The 17,093-nt window shown below is 70.3% G+C and carries 18 protein-coding genes; 6 read left to right on the top strand and 12 right to left on the bottom strand.

Annotated elements, in window-relative coordinates; translation table 11 throughout:
* Window positions 1–43: 43 nt before the first annotated feature.
* On the bottom strand, window positions 44–946 hold the full coding sequence (locus tag H2038_RS01010; protein ID WP_292108590.1) for a flagellar motor protein MotB: 903 nt from the start codon (window positions 944–946) through the stop codon (window positions 44–46).
* Window positions 947–1,052: 106 nt separating this feature from the next.
* Here H2038_RS01010 and H2038_RS01005 point away from each other — a divergent pair, with 106 nt between their 5' ends.
* The 5 genes from H2038_RS01005 (at window position 1,053) to H2038_RS00985 (ending at window position 6,284) form a co-directional block, all read left to right on the top strand.
* Window positions 1,053–1,556 (top strand): flavin reductase family protein, encoded by a 504-nt coding sequence (locus H2038_RS01005; protein WP_292108589.1) that lies wholly within the window; start codon window positions 1,053–1,055, stop codon window positions 1,554–1,556.
* Window positions 1,553–2,422 carry an NAD(P)-dependent oxidoreductase gene (locus H2038_RS01000; protein WP_292108588.1) on the top strand — a complete coding sequence of 290 codons (870 nt, stop codon included), beginning with the start codon at window positions 1,553–1,555 and terminating at the stop codon, window positions 2,420–2,422. Before H2038_RS01005 ends, H2038_RS01000 begins: the two co-directional genes overlap by 4 nt.
* A gap of 173 nt (window positions 2,423–2,595) precedes the next feature.
* Entirely contained in the window at window positions 2,596–2,979 is a 384-nt protein-coding gene (locus H2038_RS00995) for a MarR family winged helix-turn-helix transcriptional regulator (RefSeq protein ID WP_292108587.1), read from the top strand.
* Window positions 2,980–3,097: 118 nt separating this feature from the next.
* On the top strand, window positions 3,098–5,290 hold the full coding sequence (locus H2038_RS00990) for a TonB-dependent receptor (protein ID WP_292108586.1): 2,193 nt from the start codon (window positions 3,098–3,100) through the stop codon (window positions 5,288–5,290).
* A gap of 1 nt (window position 5,291) precedes the next feature.
* Entirely contained in the window at window positions 5,292–6,284 is a 993-nt protein-coding gene (locus H2038_RS00985) for an alpha/beta hydrolase (RefSeq protein ID WP_292108585.1), read from the top strand.
* A 39-nt stretch (window positions 6,285–6,323) separates the two neighbouring features.
* On the opposite strand, the gene lpdA is transcribed toward H2038_RS00985, so the two are convergent.
* From lpdA to rpmF, 10 genes are all read right to left on the bottom strand, one after another.
* Window positions 6,324–7,727: a dihydrolipoyl dehydrogenase gene (gene lpdA / locus H2038_RS00980; RefSeq protein WP_292108584.1), complete on the bottom strand. Its 1,404-nt coding sequence runs from the start codon at window positions 7,725–7,727 to the stop codon at window positions 6,324–6,326.
* 93 nt (window positions 7,728–7,820) lie between these two features.
* Window positions 7,821–8,798, bottom strand: coding sequence for a DUF3667 domain-containing protein (locus H2038_RS00975; protein ID WP_292108583.1), 978 nt, complete (start codon window positions 8,796–8,798; stop codon window positions 7,821–7,823).
* A 39-nt stretch (window positions 8,799–8,837) separates the two neighbouring features.
* A complete protein-coding gene (locus tag H2038_RS00970) occupies window positions 8,838–10,142 on the bottom strand; it encodes a pyruvate dehydrogenase complex dihydrolipoamide acetyltransferase (RefSeq protein WP_292108582.1) in 1,305 nt (434 codons plus the stop codon).
* On the bottom strand, window positions 10,139–10,438 hold the full coding sequence (locus tag H2038_RS00965) for a DUF5076 domain-containing protein (RefSeq protein WP_292108581.1): 300 nt from the start codon (window positions 10,436–10,438) through the stop codon (window positions 10,139–10,141). The genes H2038_RS00970 and H2038_RS00965 overlap by 4 nt, the downstream gene beginning before the upstream one ends.
* Window positions 10,435–11,811, bottom strand: coding sequence for a pyruvate dehydrogenase complex E1 component subunit beta (locus tag H2038_RS00960; protein ID WP_292108580.1), 1,377 nt, complete (start codon window positions 11,809–11,811; stop codon window positions 10,435–10,437). The genes H2038_RS00965 and H2038_RS00960 overlap by 4 nt, the downstream gene beginning before the upstream one ends.
* 3 nt (window positions 11,812–11,814) lie before the next feature.
* Window positions 11,815–12,831 (bottom strand): pyruvate dehydrogenase (acetyl-transferring) E1 component subunit alpha, encoded by a 1,017-nt coding sequence (pdhA, locus tag H2038_RS00955; RefSeq protein WP_292108579.1) that lies wholly within the window; start codon window positions 12,829–12,831, stop codon window positions 11,815–11,817.
* A 114-nt stretch (window positions 12,832–12,945) separates the two neighbouring features.
* Complete coding sequence (locus tag H2038_RS00950; RefSeq protein WP_292108578.1) at window positions 12,946–13,275, bottom strand: septum formation initiator family protein; 330 nt, start codon at window positions 13,273–13,275, stop codon at window positions 12,946–12,948.
* 101 nt (window positions 13,276–13,376) lie between these two features.
* Entirely contained in the window at window positions 13,377–14,654 is a 1,278-nt protein-coding gene (gene eno / locus H2038_RS00945) for a phosphopyruvate hydratase (RefSeq protein WP_292108577.1), read from the bottom strand.
* Window positions 14,655–14,786: 132 nt separating this feature from the next.
* Window positions 14,787–15,404 carry a hypothetical protein gene (locus H2038_RS00940; protein WP_292108576.1) on the bottom strand — a complete coding sequence of 206 codons (618 nt, stop codon included), beginning with the start codon at window positions 15,402–15,404 and terminating at the stop codon, window positions 14,787–14,789.
* Between the two features lie 94 nt (window positions 15,405–15,498).
* On the bottom strand, window positions 15,499–15,681 hold the full coding sequence (gene rpmF, locus H2038_RS00935) for a 50S ribosomal protein L32 (RefSeq protein WP_056449735.1): 183 nt from the start codon (window positions 15,679–15,681) through the stop codon (window positions 15,499–15,501).
* 245 nt (window positions 15,682–15,926) lie between these two features.
* On the opposite strand from rpmF, the gene H2038_RS00930 reads away from it, so the two are divergent.
* The gene (locus H2038_RS00930) at window positions 15,927–16,589 is read left to right on the top strand and encodes a hypothetical protein (RefSeq protein ID WP_292108575.1); all 663 of its coding nucleotides are present in this window, start codon (window positions 15,927–15,929) and stop codon (window positions 16,587–16,589) included.
* Here H2038_RS00930 and H2038_RS00925 read toward each other — a convergent pair.
* Window positions 16,556–17,092, bottom strand: coding sequence for a GNAT family protein (locus H2038_RS00925; protein ID WP_292108574.1), 537 nt, complete (start codon window positions 17,090–17,092; stop codon window positions 16,556–16,558). The two genes, H2038_RS00930 and H2038_RS00925, sit on opposite strands and share 34 nt — an antisense overlap.
* Window position 17,093: the final 1 nt, after the last annotated feature.

Here is a 17,093-nt window from a genome sequence, read left to right as displayed (position 1 = left end):
CCGCGTTTCCGCGCAAGCCCGGCCTGCGACGGCCGGGCGCGGCTCACAGGCTGGTGTCCGTCGGCAGCACCGGCGCCTCGCGCAGCAGCACGATGGCGATCCGCCGGTTGCCCGCCAGCGTCGGATCGTCCGGGTACAGCGGATCCGACCCGGCCTTGCCCGAGACCTGGTAGACCCGGTCGGGATCGACGCCGGCGCCCTGCAGCACCAGGCGCGAGGCGTCCGCGCGGGCCGAGGACAGCGTCCAGTCGTTGGGACCGCTGGCCCGGTTCGACCCCGGCGTCGCCGAGGTGTGGCCGGTGATCGAGATCCGGTTGGGCAGCTGGTTGATGACCCGCGCCACCGCCCGCAGCAGCAGCTGCGCCCGCGGGTTCGGCCGCGAGGAGTTGGCCTCGAACATCGAGCGGCCCTCCTGGTCGACCAGCTGGATGCGCAGCCCCTCGGGCGTCTGGTCGATGATCAGCTGCTTCGACAGCTCCGCCAGCTCGGGCATCGACTGCATCGCCTGCCGCAGCGATTCGGCCGCCGAGGCGAAGTCCGCCGCCTCGCGCCGCTCGATCTCCTCGCGCAGCTCCGCCTCGCTCGCCGCCGCCAGGTTCGAGCTCTGCCCGGCCTCCTGGGGCGCGTCCGGCGGCGCCTCGGGCGCCAGCTGGGTGATCACCGACATGGAGCCCGCGCCCTTGGCGCCGTCGTCGCCCAGCGCCGTGCCGCCCAGGATCCCGCCCGAGCCGGAGGTGGTCTGGGACACGCTTGCCGGGGCGAAATACTCGGCGATGCCGCGCTTCTGCTCCGGATCCGTGGTGTTGATCAGCCACATCAGCAGGAAGAAGGCCATCATCGCCGTGACGAAGTCGGCGTAGGCGACCTTCCACGCGCCGCCGTGATGTCCGTGCCCGGCGACCTTCTTGACCTTCTTGATGAGGATCGGCCGATCGCTCAGGGACATGGGGGCGGACTCCGTGGTGACGGCGGCCATCCTGCGGATGCGAAGTTAAGGCCACGTTTCCCATACCCGGCTTGCTCCCGGGCCTTGCGCCCCCTAGGTCGGGGGCGTGACCCTCGAACCGCCGCCCGCCCGACCGTCCGCCGACACCGTCGCCTACCGCCGGGCGCTGGGGACCTTCGCCACAGGCGTCTGCGTCGTCACGGCCGACAGCGACCAGGGCCCGCTCGGCCTGACCATCAACTCCTTCACCTCGGTCTCGCTCGAGCCGCGGCTGGTCCTGTGGTGCCTCGACGAACGCTCGGAGCGGTGGCCGACCTTCGCGGCGGCCGAGCGGTTCGCCATCCATGTCCTGCCGGCCGCCGACCAGGAAAAGGCGACCCGCTTCGCCCGCGGCGCGGCCTTCCTGCAGCCGGACGAGTTCGAGCGCCCGCCCGACGGACCGCCCTGTTTGCCGGAAGCCCTGGCCCGGTTCGAATGCGAGGCGCACGAGCGCCTGCCGATGGGCGATCACATGATGATCGTCGGCCGGGTCTACGCCTTCACCGCCGCCGACGGCGCGGCCCTGACCTACTGGCGCGGCCGATACGGGTCGCTGGGAGACCTGGCATGAAGATCGGTTTCGCCGGCCTCGGCGTGATGGGCGCGCCGATGGCCCGCCATCTGGTCGCCGCCGGCCACGAGGTCGCCGGCTTCAACCGTTCGCCGGACAAGGCGCGGACCTGGGCGGAGGCTTGCGGCGGCCGCTTCGCCGCCACCGTGGCCGAGGCCGCCGCCGGCGCCGGGCTCTTCATCCTCTGCGTCGGCGATGACGACGATGTCCGCGGCGTGGTCGCCGCGGCGCTGCCGCACCTGGCCGACGGCGCCGTCATCGTCGATCACACCACCACCTCAGCAACCGTCGCCCGCGAGATGGCTGCGCTGACTGAAGGGCAGGGCGCCCGCTTCCTCGACGCCCCGGTGTCGGGCGGCCAGGCCGGGGCCGAGAGCGGCCAGCTCAGCGTCATGGTCGGCGGCGACGCAGCAGCGCTGGCCCGCGTGCAGCCGGCCTTGGACGCCTATGCGAAGGCGGTCCGCCACATGGGACCGCCGGGCGCCGGCCAGCTGACCAAGATGGTCAACCAGATCTGCATCGCCGGCGTCGTCCAGGGATTGGCCGAGGCGGTGCATTTCGCCCAGGCGGCGGGACTCGATCCGGACGCCGTGTACGAAGCCGTGTCCCGGGGCGCCGCCCAGTCGTGGCAGATGGACAACCGCTGGAAGACCATGGCGCGGGGCGAGTTCGACTTCGGCTTCGCTGTCGACTGGATGCGCAAGGATCTGGGGCTGGTGCTGCAGGAAGCCCGCGCCAACGGCAGTCATCTGGCGCTCACGGCGCTGGTCGACCAGTTCTATTCCGAAGTGCAGGCCATGGGCGGCCGGCGCTGGGACACCTCCAGCCTCGTCGCGAGGCTGCAGGAGCGATCGTTGCGAGGCTGACTCCACAAGCCGGAGTTTCGCATAATATCTCTTAGGCGGCTTCCGGGGCGCGTCCGCCCGTCGCTCTCCGGCGAGCGGATCCGGCGGGCGCCGGGCGTGGGCGCGAGGCCGCCGCGCGTCCCCTGCTTGCAGAAAATCTGGAATTTGACGTCCGTTTCGGGACTATTGCGGCCATGGAGTCGCGCGACACTGATGAACTCGTCGTCTGGGCGCAGGCGCTGGAGGCCTATGCCCGCGACTGGGACGAGACCTTCGAGAAGCGCCCCGGCTACTTCACCCAGGAGTTCTGGTACCTGCTGGTCGGCTGCATGATCGCCAACTGGCACGGTCGCCCCATGACCATGAGCCAGGCCTGTCAGCAGATGAAGAGCGGCTCCAACCGGACCCGCGAGGAGCGTATCAAGCGCGCGGTGGACGACGGCTTCCTCGTCAAGGAGCGCACCGGAGACGACGGCCGGATGGCCCTGGTCCGACCGACGCCCAAGCTGGAGGCCCTGATGGTCGGCCACCTGCGGCGCACCCGCGAGATCATCCGGACGGCCCTCGCTGACGCCTGATTGGGTGCAGGATTTGCGGACAGTTTCGCGCGCAACTCTGCGCTAGTCGCCTGCCCTGCTCCGTGCTGCGATCCCTCCATCGAGATCGCCCGTCAGCGGCGACCGGGGGAGGACGACAATGACGATACAGACCGCTCGTGGCGCGCGCCGCGCCCTCATGCTCGCCGGCGTGTCCGCAACCGTGCTGGCCGCCCTGCCCGCCGTGGCGCAGGAAGCGCCCCCGGGGACGGATCAGGCCTCGACCCTCGACGAGGTGGTGGTCACCGCCCGCCGGCGTGAAGAGCGGCTGCAGGACGTGCCGGTGGCGGTCACCGCCCTGTCGTCGGAATCCCTCGAAAACCTGCAGGCGTCCGACATCGCCGCCCTCGAGGGCGCGGTGCCCAACCTGACCCTGCACGAGGGCGACGCCGCCAACGCCGTGGTCTACCTGCGGGGCGTGGGCCAGGTGGACAGCCTCGCCTTCGCGGATCCGGGCGTGGGCGTCTATGTGGACGACGTCTATCTCGGCCGCGCCCAAGGGGCCTTCCTGTCGGTCTACGACGTGGACCGGATCGAGGTGCTGCGGGGCCCGCAGGGCACCCTCTACGGCCGCAACACCATCGGCGGCGCGGTGAAGTTCGTCTCGACGCCGCTGGCTGCGGACCCGGGCGGCCGGGCCGAGGCCTCGATCGGCGACTACGGACTGGTCGAGTCGCGGATCAGCGTCGGCGGCGCCCTGAACGACGACGCCACTGTTCTGGGCAAGGCGGCGGTGTCGCTGTCGCGCCGCGACGGCTATTCGGACAACGCCTTCACCGGCGCGGACGACGGCGACAGGAATCAGATCGCGGGCCGGGTGTCCCTCGAATACCGCCCCACCGGGGACCTGTCGGTCCGGTTGAACGTGGATGCGTCGCGCGATCGGCCCGACACCTCGCGAACCCCGGCGCGTGCGACGCCCGTGCTGGGCCTCTACCCCGACACCCTGGCCGATCCCTTCAGGGTCGAGGCCGACTTCAACGACCTCAGCGCCCTCGACACCTTCGGCGTCGCCCTGACCGCCGACTGGGCCATGTCGGACCTGTGGTCGTTCAAGTCGGTCACCGCCTGGCGCTCCATGGATTACGCCAGCCACCTCGACCTCGACGCGACGCCGCTGGCCGTGTTCGGCGTCTACGTCGACGAAGACCAGCACCAGTTCAGCCAGGAGTTCCAGCTGACCTACGCCGGCGAGCGTCTGAACGCCGTGGCCGGGGTCTTCTATTTCGACGAGACTGACCTGACCTATTCCGGCCTGCTCGGCCCGGTCATCAGCCTCGTCACCGGCTCGATCAACGACCAGCGCAACCGCTCCTATGCGGCCTACGGCCAGGCGACCTACGACCTGACCGAACGGCTCAGCCTGACGGCGGGCCTGCGCTACACCTACGAGGACAAGGATTTCCGCCGGACCCAGACCTTCTACGGCCCGATCACAACACCGCCCGAACGCGACGATCCCGGGCTGCTGGTGACCGACATCGACACCGCGGCGAGCTGGGACTCCTGGTCGCCGAAGGTCGGGCTCGACTACGCGATCTCCGAAGACGTCATGGCCTATGTCAGCGTCAGCCGGGGCTTCAAGTCCGGCGGCTTCGACGGCCGCGCCAACGACGCCTCCGGCGCCGCGCCCTACGACCCGGAGACCCTGTGGGCCTATGAGGCGGGCCTGAAGTCGACTCTGATGGACCGGCGTCTGGTCGCCAACATGGCGGTGTTCTGGAACGACTACACCGACCTGCAGCTGTCGAGCTTCTCCGCAGACGGCGGCGGCGGCTTCATCGCCCTCTTCACCAACGCCGGCGCGGCGACCATCCGCGGCGCGGAGCTCGAACTGACCGCGCGTCCGGTCCCGGCGCTGACGCTGAACGCGACGGTCGGCTATCTCGACGCACGGTACGACGAGTACATCGGCCCCGGCGGGGTGGACATCAGCGACCAGCGCCATCTGGTCAACGCGCCGGAGTGGTCGGCGCGGCTCGGCGGCGTCTACGTCGTCGACCTGGGGCCGAACGGCTCCCTGACCCTGGGAGCCGACGCGGCGTACCGCTCCAAGGTCTATCCGACCGTCTCGTCCAGCGAGGTCCTCGCCCAGGAGGGCCACACCCTGGTGGACGCCTTCGTGCGCTGGAGCGACGGCGATGACCGCCTGTTCCTCCAGCTCGGCGGCCAGAACCTGACGGACGAGCGGCATATCGAGCAGGGCTTCGACCTGTCGGACTCGCTGGGATACCAGCTCGCCTATTTCGGCGCCCCCCGCACGGTCCGCCTCACCGCCGGGTTCAGGTTCTGAGATGACCCGCGCGCGAAGGCCCTGGGTCGAGCCGGACACGGCGGCGCTGCTGGCGGCCATGGCCACGGACTTCGCGGGCGCTCCCGCCGAGCCCACGGTCGACGAACGCCGGCAGGGACTGAACATCGCCGCCGGCCTGTACGGCCCGGCGCCGGCGCCGGTGGGTCGGGTCGAGGAGCGGGTCGCCCCGGGTCCCCGCGGACCCGTTCCCTTGCGCGTCTACTGGCCGCCCCGGGCCGAGCGCGACCGTCTCCGCCCCCTGGTGGTGCACATCCACGGCGGCGGCTGGGTGCTCGGGGATCCCGACGGCTATGAGCGGGTCTGCCGGGCCTATTGCGCGGCCGGCGACTGCGTCGTGGTGGACGTCGACTATCGTCGGGCGCCGGAGCACAAACACCCGGCGGCGCTGGACGACTGCCTGGCGGCTCTCGCCTGGGCCGCAGCCAACGCCCGGGCGCTCGGCGGCGATCCGATGCGCCTTGTGGTGACCGGCGACAGTGCGGGCGGCCACCTGGCGGCGGCGACCTGCCAGCAGACGTCGATCCCGGTGGCGCTGCAGATCCTTGTCTACCCGGTGACGACCGCCAGCGCCCACGCCGGCTTCGCCTCGCGCAAGACGCTGGGCGACGGGACCTGGTTTCTCCGCGAGTTCGACATCCTGCGGGCCGAAAGCGAGTATTTCCCGCCCGACGCCGATCGGGAGGCCGCACCGGCCTCCCCCCTGCTGGCGCCGGCGGAGGTGCTGTCGCGGCAACCGCCGACCGTGGTGATCACCGCCAGTCTGGACCCCCTCTGCGACGAGGGCGCCGCCTATGTGAAGGCGCTCAAACGCGCCGGAGCCGTTGCGCGCGAATGGCGGATCAAGGGGACGATCCACGGCTTCGTCCTGTTCGCCGGCCGCATCGGCAAGGGTCGCGACGTCATCCGCCGCATCGGACGCGCAGTGTCCGGCGCGCGGTTCCGGCCGCCGCGGCCGGGCCGGATCCGCAACTGAGCCGCCGGCGGCGCCCAGCCCCGGCCGCATCGCCGCGGGTCAGATGTGCAGGACGCGCTGCCAGGCGTCGAGCGACGCCTCGTGCATGGCCTCGCTCATGGTCGGGTGCGGATAGACGATGCCGTGCATGTCTTCCTCGGTCGCTTCCATGGTGATGGCGGTGACGAAACCCTGCACCATTTCCGTGACTTCCGCGCCGATCATGTGAGCACCGATGAGGGCTCCGGTCTTCGCGTCGAAGATCGTCTTGACGAAGCCCTCGACCTCTCCGGCCGCGACCGCCTTGCCGTTCACCCGGAACGGGAAGCGTCCGACCTTGATCTCGCGGCCCGCGGCCTTCGCCGCCTGTTCCGTCAGGCCGACCGACGCCACCTGGGGCTGGGTGTAGGTGCATCCCGCGATCGGCGAGACCACGTTCGGCGAGCGGAAGCCCGCGATGTGCTCGGCGGCGTGAATGCCTTCGTGGCTGGCCTTGTGCGCCAGCCAGGGCGCGCCGGCGCAGTCGCCAATGGCGTAGAGCCCCTTCACATTGGTCTCGCCGTGCGGGCCGGTCTTGACGTGCCCCCGGTCCATCTCGACGCCGAGCGCCTCCAGGCCGATGCCGTCGGTGTTGGCGGTGATGCCCACGGCCGAGATGCAGACCTCGCCCTCGAGGGTCTCGGCCTTGCCGCCCGCCTCGATGTCGACCTTCACGCCGGCGGCGGACTTCGAGACCTTCGTCACCCGGGCGCCGACGCGGAACCGGATGCCGCGCTTCTCGAACGCCTTCTGGGCCGCCTTCGACACTTCCTCGTCCTCGACCGGCATGATCCGGTCGACCGCTTCCACGACCGTAACTTCCGCGCCCAGGGCTCTGTAGAAACTGGCGAATTCCAGTCCGATCGCCCCTGATCCGATGACCACGAACGACTTCGGCAGCCGCTTCGGGGCCAGCGCTTCGCGATAGGCCCAGATCCGCTCGCCGTCCGCCTCGAGGCCGATCTGCGGCAGCGCCCGCGCCCGCGCGCCCACCGCCAGCATCACGGCCTTCGCCTCAACCGTCCGGTCGCCCCCGGCGTTCAGCTTCACGACCACCTTCGGGGCCGCGGCGCCCTTCTCCAGCCTGGCCGAGCCCTCGATCACCTCGATCTTGTGCTTCTTCATCAGGAAGGCGACGCCCTTGTTCATCTGGGCGGCCACCCCGCGCGAGCGCTGGATGATGGCGTCGAAGTCGAAGCCGACCTTCTCGGCCGAAAGGCCGTAGTCCTTGAGATGTGACAGACTCTCGAACTTCTCGCCGGACTTGAGCAGCGCCTTGGTCGGGATGCAGCCCCAGTTCAGGCAGATGCCGCCGAGGTTCTCGCGCTCGACGATCGCCACCTTCCGGCCCAGCTGGGAGGCGCGGATGGCGGCGACGTACCCGCCGGGGCCCGAACCGATCACGATGAGGTCGAAGTCAGCCATAGGCCCTCCTTGGCGCGAGTCTCCCGCGGGCAGCCTCTTTAACGCGCCGGGGGCCGGGCGGGCCACTCCCCTGCCCTGCAGCGATACAATTTGTCAGGCCATCAGAAAGGCGATGAACGCTTCCACGTCCATGGCCGAGACGGCGACGACGATCGTGGCCGGCATCAGGACGAGCAGCACATAGGCGGCGAGGTGGGCTGCGCCGCGCCAGAGGGCGCTGAACGGCGGCGTCCGGTAGTACGACGACGCCGCCGCGGTGAAGTACAGCAGATACGGGATGACCACGGGCCAGGCCGGGAAGCCCGGGCCCCACTTGTTGGCCAGGGCGAGAAGGCTGAGCAGGCCGAAGCCGATGACGTGGGCCCACATGGCGAAGACGAGGTGCTCCATCAGCAAGCGCCGCCGGCCGAAGAACGGCGCCAGAAGCAGCGCATAGAGCGGCATCAGCAGCCACAAGGCGTTCGGCAGCCACGCCGCCAGCCGTTCGGAGATCAGCGCCTGCTCCCGGTTGCTCTGGATCTCGTAGAGCAGGTTCTGCCGGTCGCGTTCGGTGACCGCCTGCGCCGCCGCCGCGCGCAGGGCCGCGGTCACGGCCGGATCGATCGTCGGCTCCACCCGACGCCGCATCCACAGTTCGCCCTGGGCGACGTTGTCCATGTGCACCGTCGCGCCATCAGGGTCAGCGACGGCGGTCACCGGCCGTCCCGCGTCCACCGGGCGCGCGACGAACTGGTAGAGGGCGACGTCCGCGAACCCCAGGGCCAGCAGGAACAGCGCCGTCGCCACGACGAACAGCTTGGTGGGTGTCTGGTAGCGACTGCCTGCGGCGCTGCGGTACGCCTCGAGCAGGCGGCCCGGCGCGGTCGCAAGGGCGATCAGGGTGCGGGCGGTGCGGCCGTCGACGAGGCTGCCTTCCGAGAAGGCCTCCTCGACCCAGTCGCGCAGGGGTCGGGGGCGATCATCCGAGTCCTGGCCGCAGGCGTGGCAATAGCGGCCGTGGAGCGCCGCCCCGCAGGCTCCGCAGCCTTTCGGATCGCCGGTCGGCGTCGCCTGCGCGGCTGCGTCGGTCATCCCCCCTCCCGTAGCCCGCATTGCGGGCCCGCGCCGGCCTCAGGCCAGCATGGTGACCGGGTCCTCGATCATGGCCTTGAACACCTGCAGGAAGCGGGCGCCGACGGCCCCGTCGACGACCCGGTGATCGCAGGTCAGGGTCACGGTCATCACCGTCGCCACCGCCAGCTGGCCGTTCTTCACGACCGGCCGCTGCTCCCCTGCCCCCACGCTCATGATCGCGCCCTGGGGCTCGTTGATGATCGAGGCGAAGGCCTTGATCCCGAACATGCCGAGGTTGGAGACCGAGAAGGTGCCGCCCTGGAACTCCTCGGGCTTCAGCTTGCGGTCGCGGGCGCGTTTGGCGAGGTCCTTCGACTCGGTCGCGATCTGCGACAGGGTCTTGGTCTCGGCCTTGCGGATGATCGGAGTGATCAGCCCGCCGTCGATCGCCACCGCCATCGCCACGTCGGCGTGGTGGTGCATGGCGATGCCTTCGGGCGAATAGCTGGCGTTGGCCTCCGGCACCGCCTTCAGCGCCATGGCCGAGGCCTTCAGCACGAAGTCGTTGACCGAGACCTTGATCCCGTCCTTCTCCAGCAGGGCGTTCACCTTCGCCCGCGCGGCCAGCAGGCCGTCGATCTCGCAGTCGATGGTGAGCGGGAAGTGCGGCACGTCGCGGAAGCTGTCGGTCAGGCGCCGGGCGATGGCCTTGCGCATGCCGTCCAGCGGCACGAGGTCGTAGCTGCCGTCCGGAATGCCCATCTGCGCCAGCGACAGGACCTTGCGCGGCTCCGCGCCGGCCGGGGCGCCCGCGGGCGCGGCCGCGCCGCCCTTGCCGGCGGCCTCGACGTCGCGGCGCACGATGCGGCCGCGCGGGCCGGAGCCCTTGATCGATTTCAGATCCAGCCCGGCCTGCGCGGCCAGGCGACGCGCCAGCGGCGAGGCGAACAGCCGGCCGCCGTCCTCCGACGTCGCGGGAGCCAGGGTCGAGGCCGCGGCCTTGACGCCCTGCGGCGTGGCGACGGCCTGGCCGCTCTCATGTCCCGCGGGGGCGGGTTCGGCCTTCGGCTTTGCGGCTTCGGCCGGCTTCGGCGCCTCGACCGGCTTCGGGGCCGGCGCGCCGCCCTCCCCCTTCAGCCGCGCGATCGGCGTGTTGACCTTGACCGCCTCGGTTCCCTCGGGGACGAGGATCTCGGCCACTTCCCCCTCGTCGACGGCCTCGACCTCCATGGTCGCCTTGTCGGTCTCGATCTCGGCGATAACGTCGCCGGCCTTGACGGTGTCGCCGGCCTTGACGTGCCATTTGGCGAGGACGCCTTCCTCCATCGTCGGAGAGAGGGCGGGCATCAGGATATCGGTCATTTCGCCGCTCGCGCCTTGGTCTCTGCCACCATCTCCAGACCATCCTGCCAGCCGGCCAGGATGTCGGAGAACGCCTTCTCCGGATCCATGCCCACCGCCCGTTCGTAGGCGTTGGAGTAGTTCCACGCCAGCTCGGCGAGGATCAGCCCGATGAGCCGCGGGTCCCGGGCGGCGGGCCGGATCGTCATCTGCGGCCGGTTGCGACACCACCAGACCCGGGCCAGCTCGGCCACCTCGGTCTCCTCCTCGAGGAGGACCTCGTCGGGGATCGGCAGGCTCTGGTTCTCGATGCTCATGCCATCACCTGCTTCACGGCTGCGACGATCCGGTCCACGCCCGGCAGGGACAGCGCCTCCAGATTGGCGGCGTACGGCAGCGGCACATCCTCCTGGTGGACGCGCAGCGGCGGCGCGTCGAGGTAGTCGAACGCGTGCTCGATGACCCGGGCCACCACCTCGGCGCCGACGCCCATCGGCCCCCAGCCCTCTTCGGCCGAGACCAGGCGGCTGGTCTTCTTCACGCTCTCGACGATGGTCTCGTGGTCCAGCGGGCGCAGGGTGCGCAGGTCGACGACCTCGCAGGAGATCCCCTCCTCCGCCAGCGCCTCCGCCGCCTGCAGGGCGAAGCCGACCATCCGGCTGTGGGCGGTGATGGTGACGTCGGTTCCCTCGCGGCGGACCTTGGCCTTGCCGATCGGCAGGACGTAGTCCTCGACCTCCGGCACGTCGAACTCCAGCCCGTACATCATCTCGTGCTCGAGGAAGACGACGGGGTTGGGGTCGCGGATGGCGGCCTTCAGCAGGCCCTTGGCGTCGGCCGCGTCATAGGGGGCGATCACCTTCAGGCCGGGCACCTGGGCGTACCAGGCCGAATAGTCCTGGCTGTGCTGGGCCGCGACACGGGAGGCGGCGCCGTTCGGGCCGCGGAACACGATCGGCGCGCGGATCTGGCCGCCCGACATGTACAGGGTCTTGGCCGCCGAGTTGATGATGTGGTCGATCGCCTGCATGGCGAAGTTGAAGGTCATGAACTCGACGATCGGCTTCAGCCCGGCCATGGCCGCGCCGACGCCCAGGCCGGCGAAGCCGTGCTCGGTGATGGGGGTGTCGACCACCCGCTGGGCGCCGAACTCCTGCAGCAGTTCGCGGCTGACCTTGTAGGCGCCCTGGTACTGGGCGACTTCCTCGCCGATCAGGAAGACCGCCTCGTCGCGGCGCATCTCCTCGGCCATGGCGTCGCGCAGCGCGTCGCGGATGGTCGTCTTGACCAGCTTCGCGTCGGCCGGGATTTCCGGGTCGCGCAGTTCGACCTTCGGGCTCGGCGTCTGCGGCGGGGCCTTTTCCGGATCGCCGGACTTCTCCTCCGCGGCCTCGGGCTTGGCCACCGGCGCCTGGACCGAGGCGGCGTTCTGCGCCGGCGTCGCGCCCGCGTCGTCCCCCGACAGCCGGGCGATCGGCGTGTTGACCTTCACGTTCTCGGAGCCCTCGGGCACGAGGATCTCGAGCACCTCGCCCTCATCGACGGCCTCGACCTCCATGGTCGCCTTGTCGGTCTCGATCTCGGCGATCACCTGGCCGGCCGACACGGTGTCGCCCGCCTTGATGTGCCACTTGGTGAGGGTGCCTTCCTCCATCGTCGGAGACAGCGCCGGCATCAGGATGTCGGTCACGGATCAGGCCTCCACGTAAACGTCGGTATAGAGCTCGGACGGATCCGGCTCCGGGCTCTCTTGAGCGAACTGGACAGCTTCCGCCACGATCGCCTTGATTTCGTTGTCGATGGCCTTGAGCTCGTCCTCGGTGGCCGAGGCCTGCTCCAGCAGCACCTTGACGTGCTCGATCGGGTCGCGGGTCTTCTTGACCTCGTCGACCTCCTCCTTGGTGCGGTACTTGGCCGGGTCCGACATGGAGTGGCCGCGGTAGCGGTAGGTCTTGACCTCGAGGATGTACGGGCCGCCGCCCTCGCGGGCGCGCTTGACCGCGCGGGCCGTGGCGTCGCGCACCGCCAGCACGTCCATCCCGTCGACCTGTTCGCCGGGGATGCCGAAGCTGGCGCCGCGCTGGCTGAGGTCGGTCGTCGAGGACGAGCGGTCGATGCTCGTGCCCATGGCGTACTGGTTGTTCTCGATGATGTAGATGGCCGGCAGCTTCCACAGCTGGGCCATGTTGAAGCTCTCGTACACCTGGCCCTGGTTGGCCGCGCCGTCGCCGAAGTAGATGAAGGCCACGGAGTCGTCGCCGCGGTACTTGCCGGCGAAGGCCAGGCCGGTGCCCAGCGCCACCTGGGCGCCGACGATGCCGTGGCCGCCGTAGAAGCCGGTCGGCACGTCGAACATGTGCATCGAGCCGCCCTTGCCCTTGGACGAGCCGCCGATGCGGCCCGTAAGCTCGGCCATGACCTCCTTCGGATCCATGCCGGCGGCCAGCATGTGGCCATGGTCGCGGTAGCCGGTGATGATCTTGTCGTAGCCCTGCTTCACGCTCTCCTGGACGCCGACCGCCACCGCTTCCTGGCCGATGTACAGGTGGCAGAAGCCGCCGATCAGGCCCATGCCGTACAGTTGGCCCGCGCGCTCCTCGAAGCGGCGGATCAGCACCATCTCGCGATAGAAGCGCAGCAGGTCCTCCTTGGAGGCCCGGGGCGTGTTGGGAATCTTCGTCGAGGTCGCTTTAGCGGCGGCTTTCGCCATCCGTCATCTCCCGGCTGGACCCCGCCGGGCGGAGCCTCTTGTCGTTACGGAAAGGGGCTTTAGCAGCCTTCGTTCCCGAAACGCAAAGCGGCCCGGTGAAGCTGTAACTAAAGTTCACGATCTGGCGGCGGAGGCCCGTTCCGACACCGGATGGGAGACCCGGATCACATAGTCGCGGGGGTCGGCGAAGCCCAGGACGGCGCGGGCGCGTTCCTCGAGCAGGTCGCGGGACAGGCTGTCGGTGCGCAGGTAGCGGACACGGACCTCGAGATCGCGGCGCTCTTCCATGATCCGCGCCAGCTGGGCCTCGCGGCGCAGCAGCAGGGCCTCACGCTCGCCGCCGCCCAGCAGGCCGCGCTCGCCGGTCAGGGCCTGCACCCCCAAATAGGCGATCAGCAGCAGCAACACGCAGGACGGTAGATAGGGCTTCATCCGCTCGGGCACTCGGACGCTCCTTCTGAGCGCGAACTCGTGATTGACCAGTCCTGCCCGAAAATGCCTAACGAACCGTAGCTTGACCGCAGGTTTTGCGGTCGCGCCCGCCCCTATTTCAGCAGCATGCCGTCGCCGTAGTAGGCGCCCTGGTCACCCAGCATCTCCTCGATGCGGAGCAGCTGGTTGTACTTGGCCGTGCGGTCCGAGCGCGCCAGCGAGCCGGTCTTGATCTGCCCGCAGTTGGTGGCCACGGCGAGGTCGGCGATGGTCGAGTCCTCGGTCTCGCCGGAGCGGTGGCTCATCACCGCCGTATAGCCCGCGCGCTGGGCGATATCGACCGCATCCAGGGTCTCGGAAAGCGTCCCGATCTGGTTGACCTTGATCAGGATCGAGTTGGCCAGGCCCTCGCCGATGCCGGCCGCCAGGCGGGCCGGATTGGTGACGAACAGGTCGTCGCCGACCAGCTGCACCCGGTCGCCGAGGCGTTCCGTCAGCAGCTTCCAGCCGTCGAAGTCGTCCTCGGCGCAGCCGTCCTCGATCGAGACGATGGGGAAGCGCTCGCACAGGTCGGCGAGGTAGCCGACCATGCCGTCCTGGTCGAAGGTCTTGCCCTCGCCCGACATCACATACTTGCCGTCCCTGAAGAACTCGGTCGAGGCGACGTCGAGACCCAGGTGGAAGTCCTCGCCGGCGAGATAGCCGGCCGACTGTCCGGCCCTGGTGATGAACTCCAGCGCGGCCTCGGCCGACTGCAGGTTGGGGGCGAAGCCGCCCTCGTCGCCGACGTTGGTGTTGTGGCCGGCGTCCTTGAGGGCCTTCTTCAGGGCGTGGAAGATCTCGGCGCCCATGCGCAGGGCCTCGGAGAAGCTCTCGGCGCCGGTCGGCAGGATCATGAACTCCTGGATGTCGATCGGATTGTCGGCGTGGGCCCCGCCGTTGATGATGTTCATCATCGGGGTCGGCAGCACCCGCGCCGAGACGCCGCCGAGGTAGCGGTACAGCGGCAGGTTCGAGCTGATCGCGCTGGCCTTGGCGCAGGCGAGGCTGACGCCGAGAATGGCGTTGGCGCCCAGCCGGCCCTTGTTCGGGGTGCCGTCCAGCGAGATCAGCGCCTCGTCGATGCGGCGCTGGTCCTCGGCGTCCATGCCCGACAGGGCGTCGAAGATCTCGCCGTTGACGGCGTCGACCGCCTTCTGGACGCCCTTGCCGCCCCACAGATCCTTGTCGCCGTCGCGCAGCTCGACCGCCTCGTGGGCCCCGGTCGAGGCGCCCGAGGGCACCGCCGCCCGACCGAAGCTGCCGTCGTCGAGCACCACGTCGACCTCCACCGTCGGATTGCCGCGGCTGTCGAGGATCTGGCGGGCGACGATTTCAGCGATGTCGGTCATGGGAGCGGTTCCGTGTACGGCCGTGACAATTGCGCCGTGCTTTAGCCCCGCCGTCGCGAAAGGCCAACCGGCGGGGGCTCAAAGATCGAGGCGCAGGAACGGGTTGCTGTCGGACGCCCGCCCCCCTCCGCGTCAGGCGCAGCCTTCGACGTACTGGATGGAGGGCCCGCCGGCGCGGATCGCCTTCACCGCCCCGTCCTGGCCGATCTCGAAGACGAGGCCGCGGGCGTCCGGATTCTCGACGTAGCCGGCGGCGCCGCCGCGGCTCCACACGGTGATATACTCCGCCGGCGCCGGCTCGTACTTGTGCGGCTCGCGCCGGGCCTCCGCGCCGTAGGCGGCGGCGATCCCGTCGGCCGGGTCGCCGATCCCGTAGCCTCGCTCGGTCGTCACCTGCGAATCGCGGATCGCGGAGATGCGGGTCAGGCGCCCGTTCTCGATCATCACCAGCAGGCCCTCGGGGGCGCGGGCCGGCCGGAACTCGTCGCAGCTGGCGGGGTCGGGTCCGCCCACGGCGTCCGGGTTCGCATCCTCGCCGAGGGCGGCGACCACCTCGGCGCGGGTCATGCCGATTCGCAGCGGCCCCCATCCGTCGGCCGTCAGGCGCGGGCTCGTCGAAACAGCCGCCGGCGGCGGCGTGGGTTCGGGCGCCGCCGATTCGGGGGCGGCGGCCTCGGGGGCGTCCGGGTCGGGCGCCCCGCAGGCGGCGAGGGCCAGGACGGCGGAGGCGAGCAGCAGGCGACGGATCATGGCGAGGGCTCCGGCAGGTCGGGTCCCTATCAACGCACGAAAACGGCGCGCGGAGAACCGCGCGCCGTCAATCGGCGTCAACGCGTGGAAAGACCTAGTCTTCCTTCGGCGTCAGGACCTGGCGGCCGCGATAGGTGCCGGTCTTCAGGTCGATGTGGTGCGGGCGCTTCAGCTCGCCGGTGTCCTTGTCCTCGACGTAGGCGTTCGTGCCCAGGGCGTCGTGGGCGCGGCGCATGTTGCGACGCGAGGGCGATACTTTCCGCTTCGGAACGGCCATGTCCGTCTCAATCTTCTGGTCGGGCGCCGGAGGGCGCGAAAACAACAGCGGCGGCCCCCGGGAGAGCCGCCACGCGAGCGCGGGCTTATGCATGAAGCCGCCGGGCTTTTCAAGCGCCGCCGCGCGGGGGCGGTGACGTTGGAAGATGACGAAATCGAGTCTCAAAGCTTGCACGCAATTCACTGGCTGACCAACGGCCGGCTCCCTACAGCCGCGCTTCCCCGTGAAGACCCGAAGGAACCGACATGTTCACCCGTGTGCTGCTCGCCGCCGCCGCCCTGTCCGCCCTCGCCGGCCCCGCCTCGGCCCAGAGCCTGCTGGAACGCGCCGCCCGCGGGGCGGGGCAGGCCCTCGCCGAGGGCGCCGCCCGGGAGGCCGCGGCGAGCCTGTTCGGCCGTCGGGACCGCCGCGCCGCCGATGGAGCCGCGGCGGAAGCGTCGGACGGCGCGCGGGGCGGCGGCGGGGCGGCGCCGGTCTCCGCCTTCGCCGATCCCGCACCGGTGAACTACAGCCCGGCGCTCCCGGGTCCCTACCGTCTGGAGTTCTCGCCGGAGCTCGCGAACGCCGAGCGCGCCTTTGACGAGTTCAACCGCGTCGCCTGCGCCGACTGCGAGGGCGGACGATCCTACGACTCCTGGATCCGCCACCACGTTCCGGAGGTGCAGCCGATGGGGGCGCTCGAGAACCGGGTGGGCGAGATGGCGGTGGGCGAGGCGATCCGATGGACGGGGATTTCCGGAGCCGAACTGGCGCTGACCGTCATCGGCGAGGCGCCCGTGGGGGCGTGGCCCTGCAAGCAGGTGCGCTGGAGCTCGCAGCGGGACGAACGGAGCGCCGAGCGGCTCGGCCTGTTCTGCTACGGCAAGAAGGGCGACTATCTGGGCGAGGGCTGGGTGGAGGTGCTCTGAGCGGCCTCCCACGCCGTGCGGGCCAGGGCGTAGTAGACGCTGTCCTTCCACTCGCCGCCCACGTTCCAGGTGCGTTCGCCGAAGCCCGTCCGCACGAACCCGAGCTTCTCAAGCAAACGGATCGAGCCGGCGTTGTCCGGATCGACGTCGGCGGTGAGCTCGGCGAACGGCAGGGTGGCGAAGACGTGGGCGATCGCCGCCGCGGCCGCCTCGAAGGCGAGGCCCTGGCCCCAGTGGTCCGGATGCAGGATGTAGCCGATCTCCGGCGGCTTCCAGAACCCGACCTTGCCGATCACCGCCCCGTTGCGCTCGATGACGAAGTCCGGATGTCGCGGACCGTTGGCGATCATGCTGTCCAGCCAGGCGGCGGTCTCGTCCAGCGACGCGTGAGGCGGGGTCGACCACCAGCGGGTCGCGCGCGCATCCGACAGGACCGCGTGCATTGCCGCCAGGTCGTCCGTCCGGGCGGACCGCAGCTTCAGGCGCGGGGTGACGATCTCCATG

This window comes from Brevundimonas sp., assembly GCF_013912005.1.
GTDB lineage: Bacteria > Pseudomonadota > Alphaproteobacteria > Caulobacterales > Caulobacteraceae > Brevundimonas.
Note: the sequence above shows the minus strand (reverse complement) of the source record. Positions and strands in the feature narration are given on the sequence as shown.

Excerpts from the sequence above, each read along its gene's own strand:
- H2038_RS01010 (WP_292108590.1), bottom strand. The coding sequence starts at position 946 with ATGTCCCTGAGCGATCGGCCGATCCTCATCAAGAAGGTCAAGAAGGTC.
- H2038_RS01000 (WP_292108588.1), top strand. The coding sequence starts at position 1,553 with ATGAAGATCGGTTTCGCCGGCCTCGGCGTGATGGGCGCGCCGATGGCC.
- H2038_RS00995 (WP_292108587.1), top strand. The coding sequence starts at position 2,596 with ATGGAGTCGCGCGACACTGATGAACTCGTCGTCTGGGCGCAGGCGCTG.
- H2038_RS00990 (WP_292108586.1), top strand. The coding sequence starts at position 3,098 with ATGACGATACAGACCGCTCGTGGCGCGCGCCGCGCCCTCATGCTCGCC.
- H2038_RS00985 (WP_292108585.1), top strand. The coding sequence starts at position 5,292 with ATGACCCGCGCGCGAAGGCCCTGGGTCGAGCCGGACACGGCGGCGCTG.
- lpdA (WP_292108584.1), bottom strand. The coding sequence starts at position 7,727 with ATGGCTGACTTCGACCTCATCGTGATCGGTTCGGGCCCCGGCGGGTAC.
- H2038_RS00975 (WP_292108583.1), bottom strand. The coding sequence starts at position 8,798 with ATGACCGACGCAGCCGCGCAGGCGACGCCGACCGGCGATCCGAAAGGC.
- H2038_RS00970 (WP_292108582.1), bottom strand. The coding sequence starts at position 10,142 with ATGACCGATATCCTGATGCCCGCCCTCTCTCCGACGATGGAGGAAGGC.
- H2038_RS00965 (WP_292108581.1), bottom strand. The coding sequence starts at position 10,438 with ATGAGCATCGAGAACCAGAGCCTGCCGATCCCCGACGAGGTCCTCCTC.
- pdhA (WP_292108579.1), bottom strand. The coding sequence starts at position 12,831 with ATGGCGAAAGCCGCCGCTAAAGCGACCTCGACGAAGATTCCCAACACG.
- eno (WP_292108577.1), bottom strand. The coding sequence starts at position 14,654 with ATGACCGACATCGCTGAAATCGTCGCCCGCCAGATCCTCGACAGCCGC.
- H2038_RS00940 (WP_292108576.1), bottom strand. The coding sequence starts at position 15,404 with ATGATCCGTCGCCTGCTGCTCGCCTCCGCCGTCCTGGCCCTCGCCGCC.
- rpmF (WP_056449735.1), bottom strand. The coding sequence starts at position 15,681 with ATGGCCGTTCCGAAGCGGAAAGTATCGCCCTCGCGTCGCAACATGCGC.
- H2038_RS00930 (WP_292108575.1), top strand. The coding sequence starts at position 15,927 with ATGTTCACCCGTGTGCTGCTCGCCGCCGCCGCCCTGTCCGCCCTCGCC.
- H2038_RS00925 (WP_292108574.1), bottom strand. The coding sequence starts at position 17,092 with ATGGAGATCGTCACCCCGCGCCTGAAGCTGCGGTCCGCCCGGACGGAC.